Consider the following 20843-nt stretch of genomic DNA (forward strand, 5'->3'; position numbering starts at 1 on the left):
AATCGACGTTTGGGTTCCGAAATCGATTTTTTTGACCAATTTCAAGTAAAAAAACAAAACTTAGACACTTCTCTCACTAAAGAAGTAAAAATATAGAATCCTTAACAAGAACTGAAAAAAGTAAAAACAAAACCGCCGTTCAGAACCCTGAACGGCGGTACAAACTGTATATTTTGTTATTGAAAATATTAAAACCGGATTCTATACCAAATCCTTCACTTCGATCTGTTTGCCTCGGAAGTCTGCACTTTGTCCTTTTTTCAGATCCCATAAGGCTGAAATCAGAGGAGAATCCCTGGATACCAACTGGTAATCTACGCCATCCAAAACAACTTTTCCCATTGGGATCGAAACCCAAATATTTCCCATCGCAACTTGGATCAAAGCACCTTCGTCTACTTTTTGCAATTCTTTGACAGGCACAGCATTTAGTTGGGCCAACATCATCCTGGAAGAGGAGAGTCTTTTCTCCAATATATCCCTGGTCTGATGCAACATTTCCTGATGGGTTTCAAATTTGTCACCGGCAGAACTTTTCTCTTCTACTTCGGAAGATTCCTGCAATTCGGTGAGTTGACGTTGGATGTCTTTAATCTGATCTCTTAGCATTTCTTGGGCTTTGGCCAACAATGCACTTTTGGTCGTAGAATTCATGGGTACAAAGTAAAATGAAAAAAGGGAGAAAATGGAATTTAGACCTCCTTAAGAATCTTTTTTTCTTGATTCCTCCAAGATTGAAGGCATTTTCTTCGACCCAATCCTGCTTTTCTGCATTATTTCAATCAAATAATCAGGTAGAAAAGTCTCAAATACAATATTTTGGATTCTTTATTTTCTTCCCGCTAAAGTAAATGGAAGCATAAAAAGGTTCCTGATCAAAGTGAAAGAAAGGTCTATGGTAAATCCCAATAACCTAAATGGTAATAGCAGCAACCACACGATTGGATATAGGATTAAGGCTATAATGGCAATAGGCCAACAAAGGATAAATAAAATGCACCAAAGCAGAAAGCTTACCATATAATTCGAGTTTTATCAAATCCTGCAATACCTGTACCAATCAGGAAAATGCTCCTTTCTGTCGCCCTATGCAGTTTTTATCAATTACCTTGTATTGAAATTGAACACTATCCCGTACATTTTTGCAAGACCTACGGTTTTCCAATTAAATCATAAATCATTCTTCTTATTTCTTTTCCTCTTCCTTCATTCTTTATCCCTCATCCTTACAAATCACTTCTGATGAAAAGTATCGGATACAAAACCCAATACCTCAGGAAGAGAAGTCCTCCAATAGGACCAAGTATGACCTCCGTCTCTGATGCGGAACTCGTGGGGAATTTCCTTCTTTTTCATCGCAATATGGACAAGGCTGTTTCCTTCAAATAAGAAATCATCATCACCGCAATCAAAAAACCATTTGACGGATTTTATCTTTTCAATATCATTGAGAGCAATCTGCTGCAACGCATTGTGCCTGTCATAGTAAGGTTGGAGGGTAGATTCATTTTTCACCTCGACTTTGTTGGTCTGCAGTCCCTGCTTGAATTCCTCGAAGGTTGCATTTCTAAGGGAAGCGCTCAGTGGACAGGCAGAGGAAAAGAGTTCCGGCCGGTGCATGGCATAAAAAAACGTTCCTCCGCCTCCCATGGAAAGTCCCGCAATGGCCCTGAATCTTTTTTCCGACTTGATGCGGTATTTCTTTTCCACCGCAGGCATCAATTCCTCAAAAAAGAAATCTTCATACCTCCATTCATTGTTCACATCATTGAAATAGCCCCTTTTCCCAGTATTAGCATCCGGCATAACAATGATCATGGCGGTCGCTTTCCCTTCTTGAATGGCTTTGTCTGCGATATGCTGGACTTCTCCAAACTGCACCCATCCTGTCTGATCATCTCCGCCACCATGTAGTAAATAGAGCACAGGGTAGGAGCGTTGGGAAGTTTCATATCCCGGTGGAAGGTATACGGCATACTTCCTTTCCATATTTAAGATTTTACTGGTCAGGGTCAGTTCATCGAAAACTTTGCTTTCCTGGGCAAAAGAAGTCAGGCTGACAAACAATAAATTCAGGAAAAGGAGTATAAATCTGCTCATGGGTTTTGGGGTTTATTTTTTGGTGAAATTCAATGACTTTCAATGAAGCCACGGTCAATGGAAAGTCAAACTACCAAAATATATTTTTGCCACAAGGGTTTACAACGTTTTCGGCAACAGAAGGAAACCTGTGGTCATTTTCTGCTTTCGAACTTTCACCAAATGGCTTATCTTGTTTCAAAAAAAATCAGGTCATGCAAAGAAGAGAATTCATGTTTTCCACCGCCTTGGCTTCCGCAGCCCTTGTAAGCTCACCATTTTCCTCTTTATTGGCCAGGCAGGAAGCGGAGAGAAAATTCAAAATTGCACTAAACCCCGGGACAATCGGCGTCAAAGCAAACTATGCACAGACATTGGATTATGCCATCCAATATAAGTATGAGGCCATCAGCCCTTTTACGCAGGAAGTGATGGAAAAATACTCCGATGGGCAGCTCAACGAGATTCTTGCCAAAATGAAAGAAAATGGAATCGGTTATGATTCCGCCAATGTTCCTGTGGAATTTCGCCGCGACAAATCAAAGTTTAACGAGGATTTCAAAGGTTTGAGAAAATTCTGCGAGACGATGGAAAAGCAAGGCGCCACGCGCATCAATACATGGATCATTTCTTCCCACAATGAATTGACTTACAATGAAAACATGAAGCAACATGCTTACCGATTGGGAGAATGTGCCAAAGTAATGAAAGACCATGGAATCCGCTTTGGACTTGAATACCTTGGAATGCGGACGATGATGACCCAAAACCGCTATCCCTTTATCGGCAGCATGAAAGAGGGGAAGGAACTGATTGGAGAAATAGGTGAAAGCAATGTGGGATTTGTGGTGGATAGCTTCCATTGGTACTGTGCCAATGATACCTTGGAAGACCTCCGTACCCTCAAACCTGAAGATGTCGTGGTGGTTGACCTCAACGATGCCCGATTGGGATTTACAAGGGAAACCCAATTGGATGGAAAAAGAGAACTTCCGATGGCCACAGGGGTAATCAATACAAAGGATTTTTTGCAGGGAATCATCGATATAGGCTATGAGGGTCCGGTCAGGACAGAGCCGTTCAACCAGGAATTAAATGACATGGAAAATGATGTCGCTTTGAAATTAAACATGGAAGCCATAAAGAAAGCTTTGGCTACTGTTGGTTTGAAGTAAAAAAAAGAATACCTAAATGTCTTTCTATTCAAATTAAAACGGATGTCAAAAAGCAATCCATTTGACTTTTTATATTCCTTCGAATGGAACCGTTAATTGAATTATGGGTTTATGATAGGAATCATTTACTTTCTTAACTCCTCTAAATGTACTTTTCGGATACGCTAGAAAAAATAAAGAACCAACATCAAGATGAATCTCATGATTTGCTTTTGGAGATTGTCAGCAAGATTCGTCCACCCAAAAGCAACCTTCTTCAGGCCAGAGAAAACCTGAGTGCCTTTATAATCAGGTTGAAAGAAAATCCTGATGCCATTATTCTGCTGAGGTCATACTTGAAAGGTTTATTTGACCAAATGAAAAGCGTGCAGATTTTTACCGAATCAGGGATTCTCACGAATAGGGGCTTTTTTTCGGAAGCTTTTGATCGGATCAATTCTTTCTTTCTTCCCCAAGTGTATAATGAAAAGGATGTCATGGCCATTTTTGTGGCAGTTTTTCACAAAAATTGGGACTACCTGTGGGTCAACCATATTCCTACGCAAGATTGGGCAGCACTTTTTGAGTTGCTTGGATGGGTAGAAATTGAAAACCTTCCACAAGATGATTCGGTGGTGGTGCAGACGCTCAACAGCATTTTGGTGCTTTCCCAAAGGATTGGCGCCTTGGGACTGGAACCAGAGATACTTTCGAAGCTCCCCGAATTGGAATATTTTGATTCACCGTTTATTGTTCAGAACAAATCCGTTTACGATTATATTGACCAATACCAAAAGGATCCGGACTTCGATAAAACCGATCAAAATTTAGATTACAAACACCTCATGGTGATGCTGAGCCAGTGTGAAGAATACATCCAACTGATCCGCAAAAACAAGCGGAAATTTGGTACAGACCTTCATTTCTCCTATCAGTTACTCCGACTCAGCCAAAATATAGACAGGCTCAAGTCCCTGTTGAAACTGGTATCCAAGTCTGCTGACCAGGCGTATTTTGAGGGTGAATCTGATTTGTTCAAAATTTTGGTTAAGGCGGTAAATAGGAAAAACAGTATAAAGGACCACATTGAGGACAATGTTAACCTTCTTGCTTTTCAGATAACAGAGCATGCGGGCAAAACAGGAGAGCATTACATCACGAATACTTCCAAAGAATGGTGGAAAATGTGGTTCTCTTCAATGGGTGGAGGGCTCATTGTCGGATTTCTTACCATCATAAAAGTCATGATTTATTACCTGAGGCTACCACTTTTCGGTGAATCCTTCTTGTATAGCATGAATTACTCGTTGGGATTTATTGGGATCCACCTGACGCATTCTGTCCTCGCTACCAAACAGCCTGCGATGACAGCGTCAAAATTAGCCGCTGCCTTGGATGAATCGGACAAACCCAAATCCGTATCACTCAACAACCTTGCAGACCTGATAGTCAAAATATCCAGATCGCAGTTCATCGCTTTTGTGGGCAATGTGACCATTGCATTTCCTGTGGCATTTCTCATCGCCTATGTCTATCATTATTTTACCGGAACCCATGTCGCAGATAGCGAAAAAGCATTTCATTTAATCCATGGCATCAATCCGATAAGCAGCCTTGCGTTGTTACATGCAGGGATTACCGGCGTTTTTCTGTTCCTTTCGGGGTTGATTTCAGGGTATTATGACAATAAAAACATTTACAATAGGATCCCGCAAAGGATCAAAAACAACCCGGGGCTGACAAGGATTTTGGGACCGAAAGTGTCACTGAAAATCGGGACTTACATTGAAAACAACCTCGGGAGCCTGGCGGGAAATTTCTTCTTAGGGATATTCCTTGGAACTATGGGTACGATTGGAATAATCCTTGGTTTACCACTTGATATCCAACATATTACATTTGCCTCTGGAAATTTTGGTTTAGCATTTGTTTCTGTTGGTGACCAACTCAGTACCGATCAGATTTTGATTACTGTTGCCGGTATCATTGGCATAGGACTGATGAATTTTCTGGTAAGTTTTTCGCTGGCGATTTTCGTAGTGATGAAATCAAGAAAAATTACATACAGCCACAGCAGCAAACTTTTCAAAATTTTATTTCTTCGGTTTATCAAAAGACCCCATCACTTTTTCTTCCCTTCAAAACCAGTAGATATAAAGGCGGATGGGGTAGAAGAGAAGACAGCAGAGAAGGAAAATCCTCTTTCTACCAACAACAAGGTTCCTGAAGAAAACAAGGTCCGACCTGTGAAAAAGTAATTCGCAAAAGTCAACACACCACTACTGAAACTGAAAAAAATTAACCAATTAACCATTAACCAAATAACCAATTAACCCCAACCTCAATGATAATGGTTATCCCACATCCTGAACCCGCCATCAAATGCGAGGTGGTTATTTCCCAACCGGCAACCTGCAGGCATGGCACTCAATAATTTTGAATTACCCCCGCCAATCACGATGTCATCCGGTAAAAACGCTGCCTGGTATCTTACTATCACAGCCTGAACGTGTTTTTCCCACTTTTCCTGACCCATTCTTTCCAATCCCCTCAAGCCTACATAATCTTCAAATGTACCCTTCCGGTATGAAAGGTGAGCCATTTCCATAGGTACAACACTTCCCTCAGCGACTATCGCAGAACCCATTCCTGTCCCTAATCCCAAAAACAACAAAACACCACCCTCATATGATCCCAAAGCCTGCATGGCAGCATCATTCAATATTTTAACCGGTTTGCCAAAAGCTTTTTCGAAATCAAAAGTTGTCCATCCCTGGCCAAGATTTTTAGGTTCGGTTTTGATTTTCCCTTTTTTGATCACGCCAGGGTAGCCAATAGATATGGCTTCATATTCCCAATCCTTGGTTGTTTCCAATACCTGGGTAACCATGACCTGAGGAGTTAAATCAGAGCTGGATGGTATTTTCCTTCTTTCCTGATCGTTATTTACTTTGACCTTGACGTTTGTTCCTCCGATATCGATGACAAGTATTTTCAAATTTTTTGCAGTTTAAGTGTACGCAAGTTAAAAAATAGACTTGCCCTTTCAAATGAAGAATTGATTTAAGAATTGGGAAAAAACCATTTGACCATGCTAAATCCTTAACAAGGAGCGACAAAAAATTTTTGAGACGGCAAGTTTGTCCTCTTTAAAATGAATAAAAAAGTATTTCTAGAGCGATACCAATATGTAATTCCCAGCAAGACCTTGTGCCAAACAGGGATTTTTTTGAAGGGATTGAACGCTTTTTCCTCAACCACTTCCTGTTAATTATTTATCTTGAAATTTATAAAACATGATAAACATCATGGAATTATTTGATTATCAACGCTAATTTTTATTTGGTATATCATCATCTTTGGTAAAGGACATTCAAAATGAAGCTAAAAATCCCAAATATAGATAAGAATCAGTTTTTGAATGAAATCGGGGATATAGCCCGTTTTACAGCCCGGTTTTTTAGGGAAGTCTCCAAGCCAAAGCAGGAATACCGGGAATTCATCAACCAATGCTATTGGGTTGGTTACAAGACGCTGACTCTTGTGGGTGTCACTGCTTTTATCATGGGGCTGGTTTTGACTATCCAATCAAGACCTACTCTTGTGGAATTTGGAGCCGAATCCTACCTGCCTTCTATGGTGTCCGTATCCCTGATCAGGGAAATTGCACCGGTGATTACGGCGCTGATCTGTGCCGGAAAAATAGGTTCGGGAATGGGCGCTGAACTTGGGTCAATGCGTGTGACCGAACAAATCGACGCCATGGAGGTTTCCGGAACAAATCCCTTCAAATACCTGGTGGTGACCAGAGTGATGGCAGCGACACTGATGGTGCCGGTGCTCTCAAGTTTGGCCAATGCCATTTCACTTTATGGAGGGTATTTGGGAGTAAATATCAGGGGTCAGGTCAGCTGGCATTTGTATTGGTTTCAGGTTTTTGGAGTGCTTGACTTCAGTGACATGCTGCCATCATTGGTCAAAACTTTCTTCTTTGGTTTTGCCATCGGTATCATCGGTACCTACAAAGGCTACAATTCCACCAAAGGAACAGAGGGAGTGGGCAGGTCCGCCACCACGGCGGTGATAGTGGCCTCTCTGCTGGTATTTATCATTGATTTGATTGCTGTTCAGATTACGGATATCCTAGGCTTGACATAAATGGAAAAGGATTTGAAACCGGTCATTATGGTGAAAAATATCAATAAATCATTTGGTGAAAACCATGTTTTGCGGGACTTTTCGATGGAAGTACTCCCCGGAGAAAACCTTGTAATCCTCGGAAAATCAGGTTCAGGAAAGTCAGTTTTAATCAAATGCATTATCAACTTGATCCAGCCTGATTCAGGTCAGATCATAGTCCTTGACCATGGCATCAATGAACTAGATCAGGATGAACTTGACCGGTTGCGTGCCAAAGTCGGGTTTCTGTTCCAAAGCAATGCACTATATGACTCCATGACGGTCAGGGAAAATCTTGAATTTCCATTGCGAATCCATTGGACCAAAGAAGAAAGAGCAAAAAATGCTGAAAATGCTGTCAAAGAAGCCTTAGAAGATGTAGGTCTTGCACATACTGTAAATATGATGCCCTCCGAACTTTCTGGTGGTATGAGAAAAAGAATTGCGTTAGCACGGGCGCTGATTTTAAACCCCAGCGTCATCCTTTATGACGAGCCTACAACAGGCTTGGATCCGATCACAGCAAGAGAAATCAGTGAACTGATGGTGGAAGTTCAAAAGAAATACAACGCCACCTCGGTGATCATTTCCCATGATATGAACTGCATCCGCATCACCTCCAACAGGGTCATCATGCTGATCGACGGCAGGTGCTATGCGGATGATACCTATGACAATCTTCGTTTATCCAAAGATCCCAAAATCAGGGAGTTTTTTGACTGACTATGAAAGAGAAGAAAAAAATAGAAAACTCAAAATTAGGAATCATGGTCTTGGCAGGACTGATTTTTCTTGTCTTCACCTTGTACATGATCGGGAAAAACCAAAATATCTTCGGTTCATCGATCACCATCATCTCTATTGTCGAAAATGTCAACGGCCTTGTTCCCGGCAATAATGTCCGTTTTCAGGGCATCAATGTAGGCACAGTCAAATCTGTGGAAATGGCAAATGATTCCTCGATTCACCTCACGCTGTATATCCAAAAGAAAATGCAGCCATTTATTAAAAAGAATGCCATCACAACCATCAATACAGATGGCCTTATGGGAAACAAAATTATCCATATTCTACCTCAGGTGGGCACTGCAGATCCTGTGGAGGAAGGTGATATTCTCTATTCCAAACCGCCCCTTGATACGGGAGAGATGTTGGAGAAATTAGGCGTTACGGGTGATTACCTGGAAACAACCCTTAAAAACCTCTCCGAGGTGTCCGAAAAATTTAATAAGAGTGAAAGTCTTTGGGCATTGCTTTCTGACGAAGAAATGCCTAATGATATCAAAAATGCAATCAGAGAGTTTAGAAAAGCAGGGTCCAATGCTGCAGAACTCGCCAGGACAGGAAAAGAATTAATGGAGAGTTTGGAGCAGGGAAACGGGATCGTTAAACAGGCTTTTACCGATTCCATCATGGCCGAAAACCTGAGTGAATCCATTGAAAACATCCACAAAACCAGTGCTGAAGCAGCCAAGATGATGGAGGAAATCAAAAAAATGGTAAGTGAAATCGAAGCAGGTGAAGGTACTGCCGGTTTGATCCTCAGTGATAGCCTGATGCGGGAAACCCTCATGAACAGCATGGTGAATATCGAGAAGAGTACCTATAATTTTAATCAAAATATGGAGGCCCTGAAAGGAAGTTTCCTTTTCCGTAAGTATTATAAGAAACAGGAGAAGGAACTGAGGAAAGAGGAGAAAAAGTCTCAAAATAATTGATCATGGTAATTTTGGTTTTATGAAGTTTCCCATTTTGATTTAAAAAGCCCTTAATACTTGGAGTAGAAAAATATGGAAGAGCCAAAAAGAGTTGAGTCAGTACTTGTCATGGTAATGGGACTTCCGGGATCAGGGAAAAGTTTTTTTGCAAAGAGATTAGCCAAAGAAATTGATGCTGTTTATATCGGAAGCGATGAGCTTCGCAAGGAATTGGGTTTGATGGGAATGTATAGGCTTGAAAACAAACTGACTGTTTATGAGGAAATGTTCCGCAGGGCAAAAGGGATCCATAAAACCGGCCAAAATGTTGTTTTGGACGGAACTTTTTTTCTCCAGCAAGTCAGAGATTTGGTGATTTTTTTAGCAAAGTCATTATCATGGAAATTAGCCATCATCCATATCCAAGCGGAGGAAGAGCTGATTACCAAAAGGCTTTCCAAACCAAGAGAGGACAGCGAGGCTGACATGGAAGTATATCAGAGGATCAAATCTGAGTTTGAACCGATCATCGAAAACCACCTTTTGATTCAATCCACTGATGGTTTTATCGAAGAAAGTGTGGAGAAAGCCATTAATTTCATCTATCCAAGCCATGAAAAGAGACGAAGTCCGGCAGTTGATGGCCAAAGGCAAGTTTGAAGGAAAGTCAATCCAAGGGGTTTTGGAAGAGACCAATATCTCATGGGTAATCCTCGCAGGAAGACATGCCTTTAAAATCAAAAAAAACATCAAACTCTCATTTTTGGATTATTCCACCTTAGCCCTGAGAAAAAAGTACTGTGAGAAGGAATTGGAACTCAACAGGCGTTTTTCACCGATTTATCTTTCAGTTCAGCCCATTCTTTTCCTGAATGACAATTGGTCCATCGGCGAAGGGCAAGGAGAAATAAAGGATTATGTGGTTTGTATGAAGCGAATGCGGAGTGGCAAAAGAATGGATGTGCTTCTCAAGCAGAACAAAGTCCATCCTAGCAGTATTTCTCTTCTAGCCCGGCAGATAGCGAAATTTCACAAAACAGCCGAAATCATCGCTAAAGATTATCAGCATGCCCAAGCTAGAAGAATATTCAATGACTTGACCACTGTTCAAAAAGTAGTTTTAAAAGAATTTGGCCCGGACTATTTGGATGTTATTCCCACGCTGACGGGATGGAGTGACTGTTTTTTGGAGAAACATGGCAAAAGGGTATTGCAACGGAGTAGGGAAGGATTCATCAGGGATGTGCATGGGGACCTTCACAGCGGTAATATTTTCATCTATAAAAAGCCAGTCCTTTTTGACTGTATTGAATTTGAGGATGGCTTCAGGCAGATCGATGTCCTCTACGAAATCGCCTTTCTCTGTATGGATCTGGAGTTTTATGGCAGGAAAGACCTTTCTGATTTGTTTTTGGAAACCTACAACAATGCATTGACTTGCTTCCCCAAAGAAGAAGACAAATCGATTTTTTTATATTATAAATGCCTCAGGGCAAACGTCCGGGCCAAAGTGTTCCTTCTGAACAGCTTGTCCGAGCAAGATCAGGAGAAAAGAACCCAAGAATTGGCAAAAGGAAAAAAGTACCTTGACCTCGCCATGGAGTATCACAAAAATCTTCTTGAAAACAATTAGGAAAATTGGAATTCTAAGGAAAATCCGGAATAGATGAAATTTTGGCTAAAGCCAATTTTCATATTGCATTCATTTTGGCCTCCAGCTAAAGCAGGAGGCAATTCAAATGGGAATCCAATTTGGGATAACCATTTGAATAGGAATGTGGCTTTAGCCCTTTCATTAAATTTTGATAGATAATATTGATAGAGGCTTTAGCCAAAATATTTGAATTCAAACCAAAATCATAGATTGATAAATATTAGCTAAAGCCCATAACATATTACATTCATTTTGCCTCCAGCTAAAGCAGGAGGCAATTCAAATGTGAATCCAATTTGGGATAACAATTTGAATAGGAATGTGGCTTTAGCCCATTCATTAATTTAGGATAAATAATATTGATAGAGGCTTTAGCCAAAATATTTGAATTCAAACCAAAATCATGATTGGAAGAAATTTTGGCTAAAGCCAATTTTCATATTGCATTCATTTTGGCCTCCAGCTAAAGCAGGAGGCAATTCAAATGGGAATCCAATTTGGGATAACAATTTGAATAGGAATGTGGCTTTAGCCCATTCCACATTCCACATTCGTTCAAATGCCATCCATCAACATTCTATTCCAATTATTGGTTATTTGGCCGAATAAATTTAAGTTTAATTGGATTTGATCCGCCAACCCAATCTGACCAGTTCGATGAAGCATTTTCAAAAAACCATCCTTTTCCTAGCGCTATTTTTTGTTTTGTTCCAAAGTTGCAGGCAACCATCACAGGAGCAAGCTGAATCGTCTCAAGCAGATGCCGATATCTATGCAGAACATGTACGGACCTCAGAGTTCCAAACTCCTGAGGAGGAACGTTTGGACTTTGTCCTACCTGAAGGATTTGAGGTGACACTTTTTGCCTCAGAGCCTGATATCACCAAACCTATCAATATGGCTTTTGATGAGAAAGGAAGACTTTGGGTCACCCAATCCTCCGAATATCCCATCGCCGCAGGACAGGGTGAAGGCAGGGATAGAATTACCATTTTGGAAGATACAGACGGCGACGGTAAAGCGGACAAAATCCAAGACTTCGCCAATGACCTCAACATTCCCATTGGTATTGTCCCAATCAAAAACGGCGCTATTGCCTATTCAATCCCAAATGTTTACAAATTTTTGGATACAGATAATGATGGAAAATCTGATAAAAGAGAAGTGCTACTTGGCCCTTTTGAGTATAAAGATACCCACGGGATGGTCAACAATCTCTTTCGGGGATTCGATGGATGGATCCATGCTTCCCATGGTTTTTCCAATATTTCGGTGGTTTCGGGCAAAGACCATGATTCTATCAAAATGGTGTCGGGAAATACCTTCCGGTTCAGACCGGATGGCAGCCGGGCAGAGAAAACAACTGACGGTCGGATCAATCCTTTTGGCTCGGATTACGACGATATGGGCTACCACTATTCAGCAGACTGCCATACACTTCCCATCTACCAGTTGATATGGGGAGGCAATTATACCCAATGGGGAAAAAAAGAACCCAACATGGGATTTGCACCCACGATGATGGATTATGGCCTGAAGTCCACAGCGCTATCAGGTTTGGTCTACTACACAGATAACCAGTTTCCGGAAGAATACCGCAACAGTTTCTATTCCGGCGATGTGGTGACATGCAGGATCAGCAGAAACACCATGGAATTCAATGGCAGCACGCCAAAAGCCATAGCCCAAGAGGATTTTTTGGTCAGCAAAGACCCATGGTTTAGACCGGTGGACATCAAAATAGGCCCTGACGGGGCGATGTACATCGCTGATTTTTACAACAAGATTATCGGACATTACGAAGTTCCCCTTGACCATCCCGGAAGAGATCGCGTGAGTGGCAGGATCTGGAAAATAACCTACAAAGGAAAGAGCAGAAAAATAACCGATTGGTCAAAAGCTAGTCAGGATGAACTGATCCAAGCAATGGGAGACAGCATCCTCCAACTCCGCATGGTGGCGACAGATGAATTGGTGGACAGGTATGGAAAGGATGCTGTTCCTTCTCTTTCCACAATGGTCAAAGACAATAAAACAAGCCCTGAGCAATTGATCCAAGGATTATGGGCTTTGTATAGACTAGATGCATTGCCGGATAATATCCTCCAAAATGCCCTCCAACATCCTGACCGAAGGGTAAAAGTGCATGCTTACAAAATCCTTTCGAATTACGGTCAACTTTCTGAAGGGCAATATGCCAAAGCAATGGAAGACCTGACAGATAAAGATCCACATGTCCAAAGGGCGGCTGCGGAATTATTGAGCAGACATCCAAACCCCAAAACCTATAAAAAGCTTGTGGAACTCCATTCAAAAATTCCCGGATACGATACGCATTTGGCATACACAATGCTGATGGCGCTTTCCAATCATTTGCAGGAAAAGGAAATTCTACAAATGGCGCTGAAAGAAAGTTGGCCCGAACCACAGGCCAAGGTAGTGGCGCTTGTGGTTTCCGACCTCAATGTCCCTGAGACAGGAGATTTCCTGTTGGACCATCTTGCCAAATTCAAAGAGTCCAATAAAAACACCATTGGATTTACTGAAGCCATTGCGAAAACCATTCACCCTTCCAAAATGGAAAAGCTGCTGCAATGGGTCAAACAAAAAGCATCAGAAGAACCCTCTGAAGCCCATTTATTGGCCAATGCTACCTCTCAGGGAATGAACCAACGGACAATGTCCATTCCTGTTTCCTACCAATCTTGGTACAAGACCTTGGCGGAAAGTATGTTAAAATCCATCCCTGTGAAGGAAACCTACACCGATCTAGAAAAAGCCCAATTGGTGTTTGCCTCCGAAACAGCAGGTAAATACAAGATGGTTACAGTCAACGATAATTTGAAAGTATTGCTGAACAAACCTACCATTGATGAAGATATCCGTTCTACTGCTGCAAGGGCTTTGATGATGATTGACCCTAAGTCAAACTCCCTTATGGTATCTGAACGAATGAATGACCCTGATGAAGAAATCAGCATGAGGAGAAAAATGGCAACAGCTTTGGCATTGTGGGACCATACTTCAGCAAGGCAAATGCTGGGCGAAGGACTTAAAAATGCCCCTGTTGAACTTCAGGAAACCATCAGTGTGGCATTGGTAAAAAATCCCGATGGCAAATCCAAACTGATGGCCTTTATCAAAATGGGCCATGCACCTGCCAGATTGTTGAAGCAAAGGACGGTGGAGGAGAATATGCTTGCCAACATCACCCCGCAGCAGCTGAAAGAGGTTCAGGAACTCACCGCCAACTTGGTTCCGATCTCCGAAGAACGACAGAAGCTTATTGCCGAAAGGTTGGCTGATTTCGTACCCGATCATAATAGCCTTGCCTCGGGTGCTACCATTTTTGAGAAAAACTGCAGCAGTTGCCATCAGATTGCCAATAAGGGAGGTCTTATCGGGCCGCAGTTGGATGGTGTCGGCAATTGGGGTCAAACCGCCTTGGCTACCAAAATCCTTGATCCCAACAGAAACATTACGGAGAATTTCAGAACCTACAATATTTCCCTGAACAACGGTCAAACTGTCTCAGGGCTATTCAGAAGGGAAGAAGGACAGACAGTGGTTTTGGCCGACCAAACAGGGAAGGAGTTTTCTGTTTCCAAACCGGAAATCAAAGAAATGAGCCCTTCTAAGTACACCCTCATGCCGGACAATTTCAATACCGCACTTTCCAAAGAAGAATTCAATGCATTGCTCGTTTACCTCCTGAATACCAAATAAGAAACCATGAAACCTATCTATAAATTCTTTGCCTCAAACCTCAGGTCAACCCTTTCAACCTTGATAAGGTGTTTACTTTTTTTGGGATGTGTCCAGGCCGGACTTGCCCAAACCAAAACACAGGGTGGAAACAAAATCACCTTCCAAAAGCAGGTCTTGACTTCGGAATTTTTGGCTGAGGGCGTGGGAGTAGGGGACGTCAACCAAGATGGAAAAGTGGATGTAATGGCAGGCGCCTATTGGTTTGAAGCGCCCGATTGGAAGAGACACGAAATCACCCAACCCCAAAAATTTGAATATGACAAAGGATATAGCAATGCATTTATTTGCCATGGCATGGATGTCAACAAAGACGGTTGGGTGGATTTTGTCAGAATCGGATTTCCTGGAAAGGAAGTATTCTGGTTTGAAAATCCCAAAAACCAAACAGGACATTGGAAGCGGCATGTTATCCATCCCACTTTGGGCAATGAATCTGCGGGTTTCTATGACATAGATGGAGATGGGGAATTGGAGATCTTGGGCGGAAATTCCGCCACCGGACAGATGATTTGGCTCAAACCACAAACCAAGGCAGGAGTAACGGAGTGGAAGGAATATCCCATCAGTCAAAAGGAAAGCCAAGGTTCAGCTCCTTTTTCCCACGGATTGGGATTCGGTGACATGAATAAGGACGGAAGAAATGATGTGATCATCAAAGAAGGTTGGTGGGAATCACCCACAGATCCGAGGACTCCGGATTGGAAGTTCCACCCTTCTAATTTGGGAGAGGCAGCTGCCCAAATGTACGCCTACGACTTCAATGGAGACGGAATGACGGATGTTTTGTCCTCCTCGGCACACGCTTTGGGGATTTGGTGGCACGAGCAGGGAAGAGACAAAGAGGGCAATCCAACCTGGACGACACGCCTAATTGATGATACCTATACACAGACACATGGAGTGGCATTCACAGACATGAATTCCAACGGATTGCCTGATTTTGTGACCGGTAAAAGGTATTTTGCCCATATGGGTTCCGATCCGGGGGAGTTTGATACGCCCTATTTGTATTGGTATGAATTTGTACCGGGTTCCAAGCCAACCTGGATACCCCACCAAGTCGATGACAACTCAGGCGTGGGTGTGCATGTGTTGGCGGAAGACATCAGCGGAGATGGCCTCAAAGACATCATCGTATCGAATAAAAAAGGGGTTTTTGTATTCTTTCAAAAAAGGAAGTAGTAATCTAAACAAGTGATTATCCGCCAAGCCAATATTAAAAAGAGCCTCCCGAAATCGGGAAGCTCTTTTTTTGACATTTAATTTGGAAATAAATTCTACAATCTCATTGGTAAAGATTATTAAAAAGCATTTTGAATGTACCATGCGACTGCGCCCTGTAAGTAATCTCAGGACCATAGACATACAAAGTACCTTTGCCAACAGGAGCTGAGAAGGAGGTGATGCCATCTTCGAGATAAGATTGTCCCCAAGCCCAACCGCTCTTCAAAGGCTTGTTGGAATCAAACCATCCCAAAACCTGGAACCCATCTAATTTTGCTTCAGGCCTGAGTTTAAATACCGGACTGTTGTTGAACAAAACATCCACATGGTTTTCCAAACCCCAGTTGGCAGGTAGAGAAGTATCTACCCTTGTGACTAGGACACTGCCGGGAACGTAATATTTTTCACCCGGCAAGGGTCTTTCAGCACCATCTCTTACAACTTCCACCAATGCATTTTTCACAGGTAATTTCAGATGATAAGCCAATGCGGAAGCACTTCCAACAGCGATCACTTTACCACCGTTTTCAAGGAAAGATTTGATTTGAGGGATAGATTTGTCCGCCGTTATACTGCCAAGCATGTGTTTGTAGGCTTCAGGAGTAGTCTTCTCATCTGGAGGAGAACCCCAACCTCCACTTTCGCCACCTCTACCAACGGCAGGGATTCCTCCGCTGATAAAGAGAATGGCATCATATTTTTTGTTGAGGTTACCCGCATCGATTTCTTTGGCAAATATCACCTGAAACTCAAAATTGTATTGCTCCAGCATCCATCTCACCCAACCGCTTGGCATCGATCCACCATAAGTATCATACAAAGCAATGCGTGAAGGCTTGATAGGAGTGGTATTGCTTGGGACGGCTTTGGCAGGAAAAACCTTTACGCCATATTCCGTTACCTTAGAAGTCAATACTTTGAGTCCGTTTTGCGGAACATAAAATGATCCCGCAGGCAATCCTTCGACTTCGCTGTTGATCCTTGAAACTTTTACTCCTGATTTCAATAATTCATTGACAACCGTAAAAGAATCATTTTGCTTGCTGCTTAAGTAAAATCCTGTTTTTGAAGAAGGTACTATAACTGAAGGTAAAGCCTCGAGTTTTCCATAAGCCAAAGTTTCAAACGGTCCTGAAAACCCATCTAGAACCCGGTCAAACTGGATTCCCATTTGGTAAGCCAATGTCCAACCTGCAGCATCATAGGGTCTGATGGGAGGGCCTCCGGGATATTGGAAGTCATTGGGATAATCCTGCGGTTCAAACATATCGATCACATGTGGTCGGAATGCCTGATCGGTTTTCACCACATAAGAACCCTTTGGATAGGTTTTGCCCTCCACGGTAAACTGCGAAGTAGCTTTTTCAATCCTAATCCCGGTTTTCACCAAGGCATTGATAAATTTGACTGTAGTGGCAGGATCTTTTTGGTCAGCACTGATGATAAAACCTCTTGGGTCTCTTTCAGCTTTGGCCTGATACAGACTATCATAGAATATGGAAGGAATGGCGCCACCCCTTGCCGAAAATGGATTGGACGGGGTAGGGTACTTGTCCTTTACTTTTTCATAGGCAGTTTTGATGGCATCAATCTTTCTTGGAAATGGCGTCCAATAATCCCCGCTTCCCCTTTCGATGGAGCCTTTGCCCATCGAATAAATATTGTAAAGAAGGTGATCGCTGTTTCTTGAAGCATAATCCAACACAGCAAAATTCATGGATACCGAGTAGTCAATAGATTGTTGGAAATGCCATGCTTTCTGAGGCGTGACAGGAAATGGGGTATTGCTGTTTGGCAATAACCTGTCCGGCACCAAAGGAATTTCCTCTGGATTTGGTCCACCGATGATCTCGGTGAGGATACCGATCATATTGTGGTAATGTGTGGTCGTCCTTAGACCGCCATTGTACCAGGTTGAAAAGGATGAACCGTTCATTCTTGTAAACCCCGGCTTGTTTTCGGCATTCAGCCTGTTATACATCGCCGCACCGACAGCATCGATTCCTGTCACCATCATCGGGTCAAACACATAATTGAAAGGATCTCTATAGGGAGGACCTGCCAAGACCGAACCTGCCGGACCTCTCTGATGGTGGTTATACATCACCTGAGGGATCCATTCTATGAATAGTTGGTGACCAAGGTTGGTGGATTCCTTCATATTTTGGATATAAAAATCCCGGTTGTTGTCATGGCCGATATACTTTTGGTAGAGGACAGGAAGGTTGGAAAGACTTCTTTTCTCAGGTTCTGACTCTCTCATATACCAGTTACCTATTTTCTCATGACCGTCAGGATTGGCATGGACAAATAATATGACCACATTGTCAAGAATCCTTTTTGTCTCTGAATCTTCTTTGGTCAAAACCTGATAGATGGTTTCGGTCAGCTGATGGATGCCAACTGTTTCTGTAGAATGAAGTCCACCATCTATCCATATAATGGCTTTTCCTTCTTCAGAAAGTTTTCTTGCGTCTGCTTCAGTAAGGCCTTCAGCTCTAGCCATTTTAACTGAAATGTCCTTGAATTTATCCAGGTTAGCATGATTCGCAGGAGAAGTGACGATCAGCATCCACTGGTCTCTTCCTTCTTCGGTTTTGCCGATAGAAACGAGTTTGGCTTTGTCGGAAGCTTCGGCCACTTTTTTGAAATATGCCTCAGTTGCAGTGTAATTGCTGATGTGGTAATCGTCACCCATTCCAAATCCGAAATGTTCTTTAGGGCTAGGAATTTTTTGTGCAAAGGAATTGCCTGTACACAACATAAATAGTCCAAGGAGAAAAATTCCCCCTTGGACGGTTTTGGTTATCTTATGTTTGATCATCATTATGGTATGTTTTTAAATCTTACGCCTACGCGGCAGGCACACAGTTCCCCTCTGGATTCATCACATGAATTGTCATTGTATTGGACGATTCTGGTTCCATCTTTCATGACCAAGATGAATTTGAATAAGAAATAGTCATTGATTGCAATGGTCGAAATCGTGGTTCCAGTAAATGCCGCCAACTCAGTCGTAGTCAGGCTATATGTTTTTGGAAAGGTTGTTACCTTTTCATACAATCTGTCTGCAGCCCTCACTGTACTTGGAAGAGGAAATTGCCTTTCGTTGGGATGTACTTTTGCCAAGGATAGAATAATCGGATAAACCGGAGGATTGCCTTCTCTTTTGTTGAAGCTCAGGTAAACCTCGATTTCCTGTACTTCAGCCCTTCCTTCAGCATCATAATAATCCAGTGTCCATTCAAATTTTTGGGAGGTAGCAAAGGTTGGATCTGCAAGATTGAAGAAAGAAACTCTTGCACTTTCAAATGTAGGCAAAGCCGATGCACTTGCATTGATAGTGACCTTTGGTGTAGCGGCATAGGTAAAGTTCTCCCATTCATAATCGACTGTTTTGCAGGAGAATGAGACAAGAACTATGAAGGCTATGAATATTTTATTTTTCATATGATTGATATTTAAATGAGAGTGAATAGGGGAGAATTATTTCTTCCAAAATACAGGGACGATCTGTTGGTTTCTTTGTAACTGGTCTCTGTTTTCGATTACCGTTTCGTTAGAAGTGAGTTCGGTTTCCGCAAAATAGAAACGCTCAGGAAACACATCCAATGGAGCAATCAAATCCTCTAAAGCTGGTAAACCTGTCCTTCGGTAATCATTGTAAGACTCCACTCCATTGCCATACATGGCGATCCACTTTTGCATCATCACGATTTCGAGTTTTTCGGCATCTGAAGCAGCATTGAACTGAGTGACCAATCTCTGGGTAAATCCCGTAATAGTGGCTGCCGGAATTGGGAATGCAGGCGAAAGTGAATTAATGGATTGCATATTTGCTGCAACGGCCGTTGACAAGAGCAGTCCAGCATCCTCACCTGTATTTAAAGTCAAAGCAGCCTCCGCCCTATAAAACCGCATCATGGTATTGGTCAGCAATGGTTGCCTTCCGGCACCTGTTCCGTCACCATTTGCAAATAACACCAACCTGAATGAGTTTGCAGTACTTCCTGTAGTCGATCCAACATTATTCAAAAATCCTGTTGTATTTCCCAATGAAGGGATTCTTCCATTGTCATATACACCTCCTGATGGATAGATTCCAACGATTGCCCTCGTATTTTGATCTGCGGGTGAGGCAGCACCATCTCCCGGATATCTTCCATAATAGCCTTCTCCTACCTGAGAATTGGCCAATCCTGCTCTTTCGTTGATTCTGAAGATGTAGTATCTCAACCTTGGATCATCCTGGGCCTTCAACCTGTCATGTACCACCATACTGACATAGCCATCCCTGCCTGGGGAATATGCGGTACTGTACCATGGATGTCTGGCATCCGGCGCAGTGTTGGTTCCGAAAAGGAAAGAGAAATCATCTACATTACTTTCAATAAGGTTATTGCCTTGAAGCAGTGCATTGATTCCCTGGATGGACCTGGTCGGGTTCGCTTTTCTGGTCTGAAGGAGCAGTTTGAATTTCAGTGAATTGGCAAACTTTGTCCATTTTACTTTTGAACCTTGATAAAAAAGATCCGCTGATGATAGCACGGTAAATCCTTTGTCCATATCCAACAATGCTTCATCTATCAAGCGAAGTAAATCATCGTATATGACTTCCCCGTTGTCAAACTTGGGATCAGATACTTTTGCGGCTTCAAAATAAGGGACATCTCCCCAAACATCCACCATCAGACCAAATAGGAAAGCTTTCTGAAGTTTGGCTATCGCTACATATCCCCAGCTTCCCTGTTCGGTACCCACATTGATCATCGCTTCAAGATCAGGGATGGCTTGTGTGTAATAGCCAAGCCATGTGGCTTGGAAAGTGCCGCCAGTCTGGTCCCACCTGTTCAGGTTGCCTGCAGCCCTATGCTGGATGACATTTGAAGCACCTCTGTTGATGGTGTTGAAATTACCCACAATGGAGAGTTGGGTAGCCGGTAACAAAAGAGAAAGTTGTGGGGAGGTAGGGTTATTGGGATCATTGTTGATATCCACAAAATCCGCACAAGCCCCCAAAAACATGGCTGTCACTGTCAGCAATGAAAGGAATTTTAATTTTGTATTTTTCATAATGTTTTTCTTTGA

15 protein-coding genes are annotated in these 20843 nt (G+C 42.4%); 9 read left to right on the forward strand and 6 right to left on the reverse strand.

The window, feature by feature from the left end:
* Positions 1–201: 201 nt before the first annotated feature.
* Together MMU05_RS10855 and MMU05_RS10860 are read right to left on the reverse strand one after the other, a co-directional pair.
* On the reverse strand, positions 202–654 hold the full coding sequence (locus tag MMU05_RS10855) for a hypothetical protein (protein WP_241141703.1): 453 nt from the start codon (positions 652–654) through the stop codon (positions 202–204).
* Positions 655–1233: 579 nt separating this feature from the next.
* Positions 1234–2100, reverse strand: a complete 867-nt coding sequence (locus tag MMU05_RS10860; protein WP_241141704.1) for an alpha/beta hydrolase — start codon at positions 2098–2100, stop codon at positions 1234–1236.
* Between the two features lie 194 nt (positions 2101–2294).
* On the opposite strand from MMU05_RS10860, the gene MMU05_RS10865 reads away from it, so the two are divergent.
* Positions 2295–3254 (forward strand): sugar phosphate isomerase/epimerase family protein, encoded by a 960-nt coding sequence (locus MMU05_RS10865; protein WP_241141705.1) that lies wholly within the window; start codon positions 2295–2297, stop codon positions 3252–3254.
* Positions 3255–3400: 146 nt separating this feature from the next.
* Entirely contained in the window at positions 3401–5491 is a 2091-nt protein-coding gene (locus tag MMU05_RS10870) for a site-specific recombinase (protein ID WP_241141706.1), read from the forward strand.
* 83 nt (positions 5492–5574) lie between these two features.
* Here the strand turns inward: MMU05_RS10870 and MMU05_RS10875 are convergent, their stop codons facing one another.
* Complete coding sequence (locus tag MMU05_RS10875; RefSeq protein ID WP_241141707.1) at positions 5575–6231, reverse strand: ROK family protein; 657 nt, start codon at positions 6229–6231, stop codon at positions 5575–5577.
* A gap of 380 nt (positions 6232–6611) precedes the next feature.
* On the opposite strand from MMU05_RS10875, the gene MMU05_RS10880 reads away from it, so the two are divergent.
* The 7 genes from MMU05_RS10880 to MMU05_RS10910 all read left to right on the forward strand — a co-directional run bounded on the left by MMU05_RS10880 (position 6612) and on the right by MMU05_RS10910 (position 15713).
* On the forward strand, positions 6612–7391 hold the full coding sequence (locus MMU05_RS10880; RefSeq protein WP_241141708.1) for an MlaE family ABC transporter permease: 780 nt from the start codon (positions 6612–6614) through the stop codon (positions 7389–7391).
* Between the two features lie 27 nt (positions 7392–7418).
* Positions 7419–8135 (forward strand): ABC transporter ATP-binding protein, encoded by a 717-nt coding sequence (locus MMU05_RS10885; protein ID WP_241141709.1) that lies wholly within the window; start codon positions 7419–7421, stop codon positions 8133–8135.
* Positions 8136–8137: 2 nt separating this feature from the next.
* Positions 8138–9130, forward strand: coding sequence for an MlaD family protein (locus tag MMU05_RS10890; protein WP_241141710.1), 993 nt, complete (start codon positions 8138–8140; stop codon positions 9128–9130).
* Between the two features lie 72 nt (positions 9131–9202).
* A complete protein-coding gene (locus MMU05_RS10895) occupies positions 9203–9769 on the forward strand; it encodes a P-loop nucleotide/nucleoside kinase family protein (RefSeq protein ID WP_241141711.1) in 567 nt (188 codons plus the stop codon).
* A complete protein-coding gene (locus tag MMU05_RS10900; protein ID WP_241141712.1) occupies positions 9723–10742 on the forward strand; it encodes a hypothetical protein in 1020 nt (339 codons plus the stop codon). The genes MMU05_RS10895 and MMU05_RS10900 overlap by 47 nt, the downstream gene beginning before the upstream one ends.
* A 678-nt stretch (positions 10743–11420) precedes the next feature.
* A complete protein-coding gene (locus tag MMU05_RS10905) occupies positions 11421–14489 on the forward strand; it encodes a PVC-type heme-binding CxxCH protein (RefSeq protein ID WP_241141713.1) in 3069 nt (1022 codons plus the stop codon).
* 6 nt (positions 14490–14495) lie between these two features.
* Positions 14496–15713, forward strand: coding sequence for an FG-GAP repeat domain-containing protein (locus tag MMU05_RS10910; RefSeq protein ID WP_241141714.1), 1218 nt, complete (start codon positions 14496–14498; stop codon positions 15711–15713).
* Between the two features lie 103 nt (positions 15714–15816).
* On the opposite strand, the gene MMU05_RS10915 is transcribed toward MMU05_RS10910, so the two are convergent.
* Genes MMU05_RS10915 through MMU05_RS10925 form a run of 3 tightly spaced genes read right to left on the reverse strand, consistent with a single transcriptional unit; the run spans position 15817 to position 20828 of the window.
* Positions 15817–18579 (reverse strand): M14 family metallopeptidase, encoded by a 2763-nt coding sequence (locus tag MMU05_RS10915; RefSeq protein WP_241141752.1) that lies wholly within the window; start codon positions 18577–18579, stop codon positions 15817–15819.
* 2 nt (positions 18580–18581) lie between these two features.
* Complete coding sequence (locus MMU05_RS10920; protein WP_241141715.1) at positions 18582–19205, reverse strand: hypothetical protein; 624 nt, start codon at positions 19203–19205, stop codon at positions 18582–18584.
* Positions 19206–19241: 36 nt separating this feature from the next.
* Positions 19242–20828, reverse strand: coding sequence for a SusD/RagB family nutrient-binding outer membrane lipoprotein (locus MMU05_RS10925; RefSeq protein ID WP_241141716.1), 1587 nt, complete (start codon positions 20826–20828; stop codon positions 19242–19244).
* Between the last annotated feature and the right edge of the window lie 15 nt (positions 20829–20843).

This window comes from Cognataquiflexum rubidum (genome assembly GCF_022538115.1).
In the GTDB taxonomy this organism is placed as follows: Bacteria; Bacteroidota; Bacteroidia; order Cytophagales; family Cyclobacteriaceae; genus Cognataquiflexum; species Cognataquiflexum rubidum.

Excerpts from the sequence above, each read along its gene's own strand:
- MMU05_RS10925 (WP_241141716.1), bottom strand. The coding sequence starts at position 20,828 with ATGAAAAATACAAAATTAAAATTCCTTTCATTGCTGACAGTGACAGCC.
- MMU05_RS10880 (WP_241141708.1), top strand. The coding sequence starts at position 6,612 with ATGAAGCTAAAAATCCCAAATATAGATAAGAATCAGTTTTTGAATGAA.
- MMU05_RS10895 (WP_241141711.1), top strand. The coding sequence starts at position 9,203 with ATGGAAGAGCCAAAAAGAGTTGAGTCAGTACTTGTCATGGTAATGGGA.
- MMU05_RS10870 (WP_241141706.1), top strand. The coding sequence starts at position 3,401 with ATGTACTTTTCGGATACGCTAGAAAAAATAAAGAACCAACATCAAGAT.
- MMU05_RS10855 (WP_241141703.1), bottom strand. The coding sequence starts at position 654 with ATGAATTCTACGACCAAAAGTGCATTGTTGGCCAAAGCCCAAGAAATG.
- MMU05_RS10905 (WP_241141713.1), top strand. The coding sequence starts at position 11,421 with ATGAAGCATTTTCAAAAAACCATCCTTTTCCTAGCGCTATTTTTTGTT.
- MMU05_RS10860 (WP_241141704.1), bottom strand. The coding sequence starts at position 2,100 with ATGAGCAGATTTATACTCCTTTTCCTGAATTTATTGTTTGTCAGCCTG.
- MMU05_RS10915 (WP_241141752.1), bottom strand. The coding sequence starts at position 18,579 with ATGATCAAACATAAGATAACCAAAACCGTCCAAGGGGGAATTTTTCTC.
- MMU05_RS10910 (WP_241141714.1), top strand. The coding sequence starts at position 14,496 with ATGAAACCTATCTATAAATTCTTTGCCTCAAACCTCAGGTCAACCCTT.
- MMU05_RS10865 (WP_241141705.1), top strand. The coding sequence starts at position 2,295 with ATGCAAAGAAGAGAATTCATGTTTTCCACCGCCTTGGCTTCCGCAGCC.
- MMU05_RS10890 (WP_241141710.1), top strand. The coding sequence starts at position 8,138 with ATGAAAGAGAAGAAAAAAATAGAAAACTCAAAATTAGGAATCATGGTC.
- MMU05_RS10885 (WP_241141709.1), top strand. The coding sequence starts at position 7,419 with ATGGTGAAAAATATCAATAAATCATTTGGTGAAAACCATGTTTTGCGG.
- MMU05_RS10900 (WP_241141712.1), top strand. The coding sequence starts at position 9,723 with ATGAAAAGAGACGAAGTCCGGCAGTTGATGGCCAAAGGCAAGTTTGAA.
- MMU05_RS10920 (WP_241141715.1), bottom strand. The coding sequence starts at position 19,205 with ATGAAAAATAAAATATTCATAGCCTTCATAGTTCTTGTCTCATTCTCC.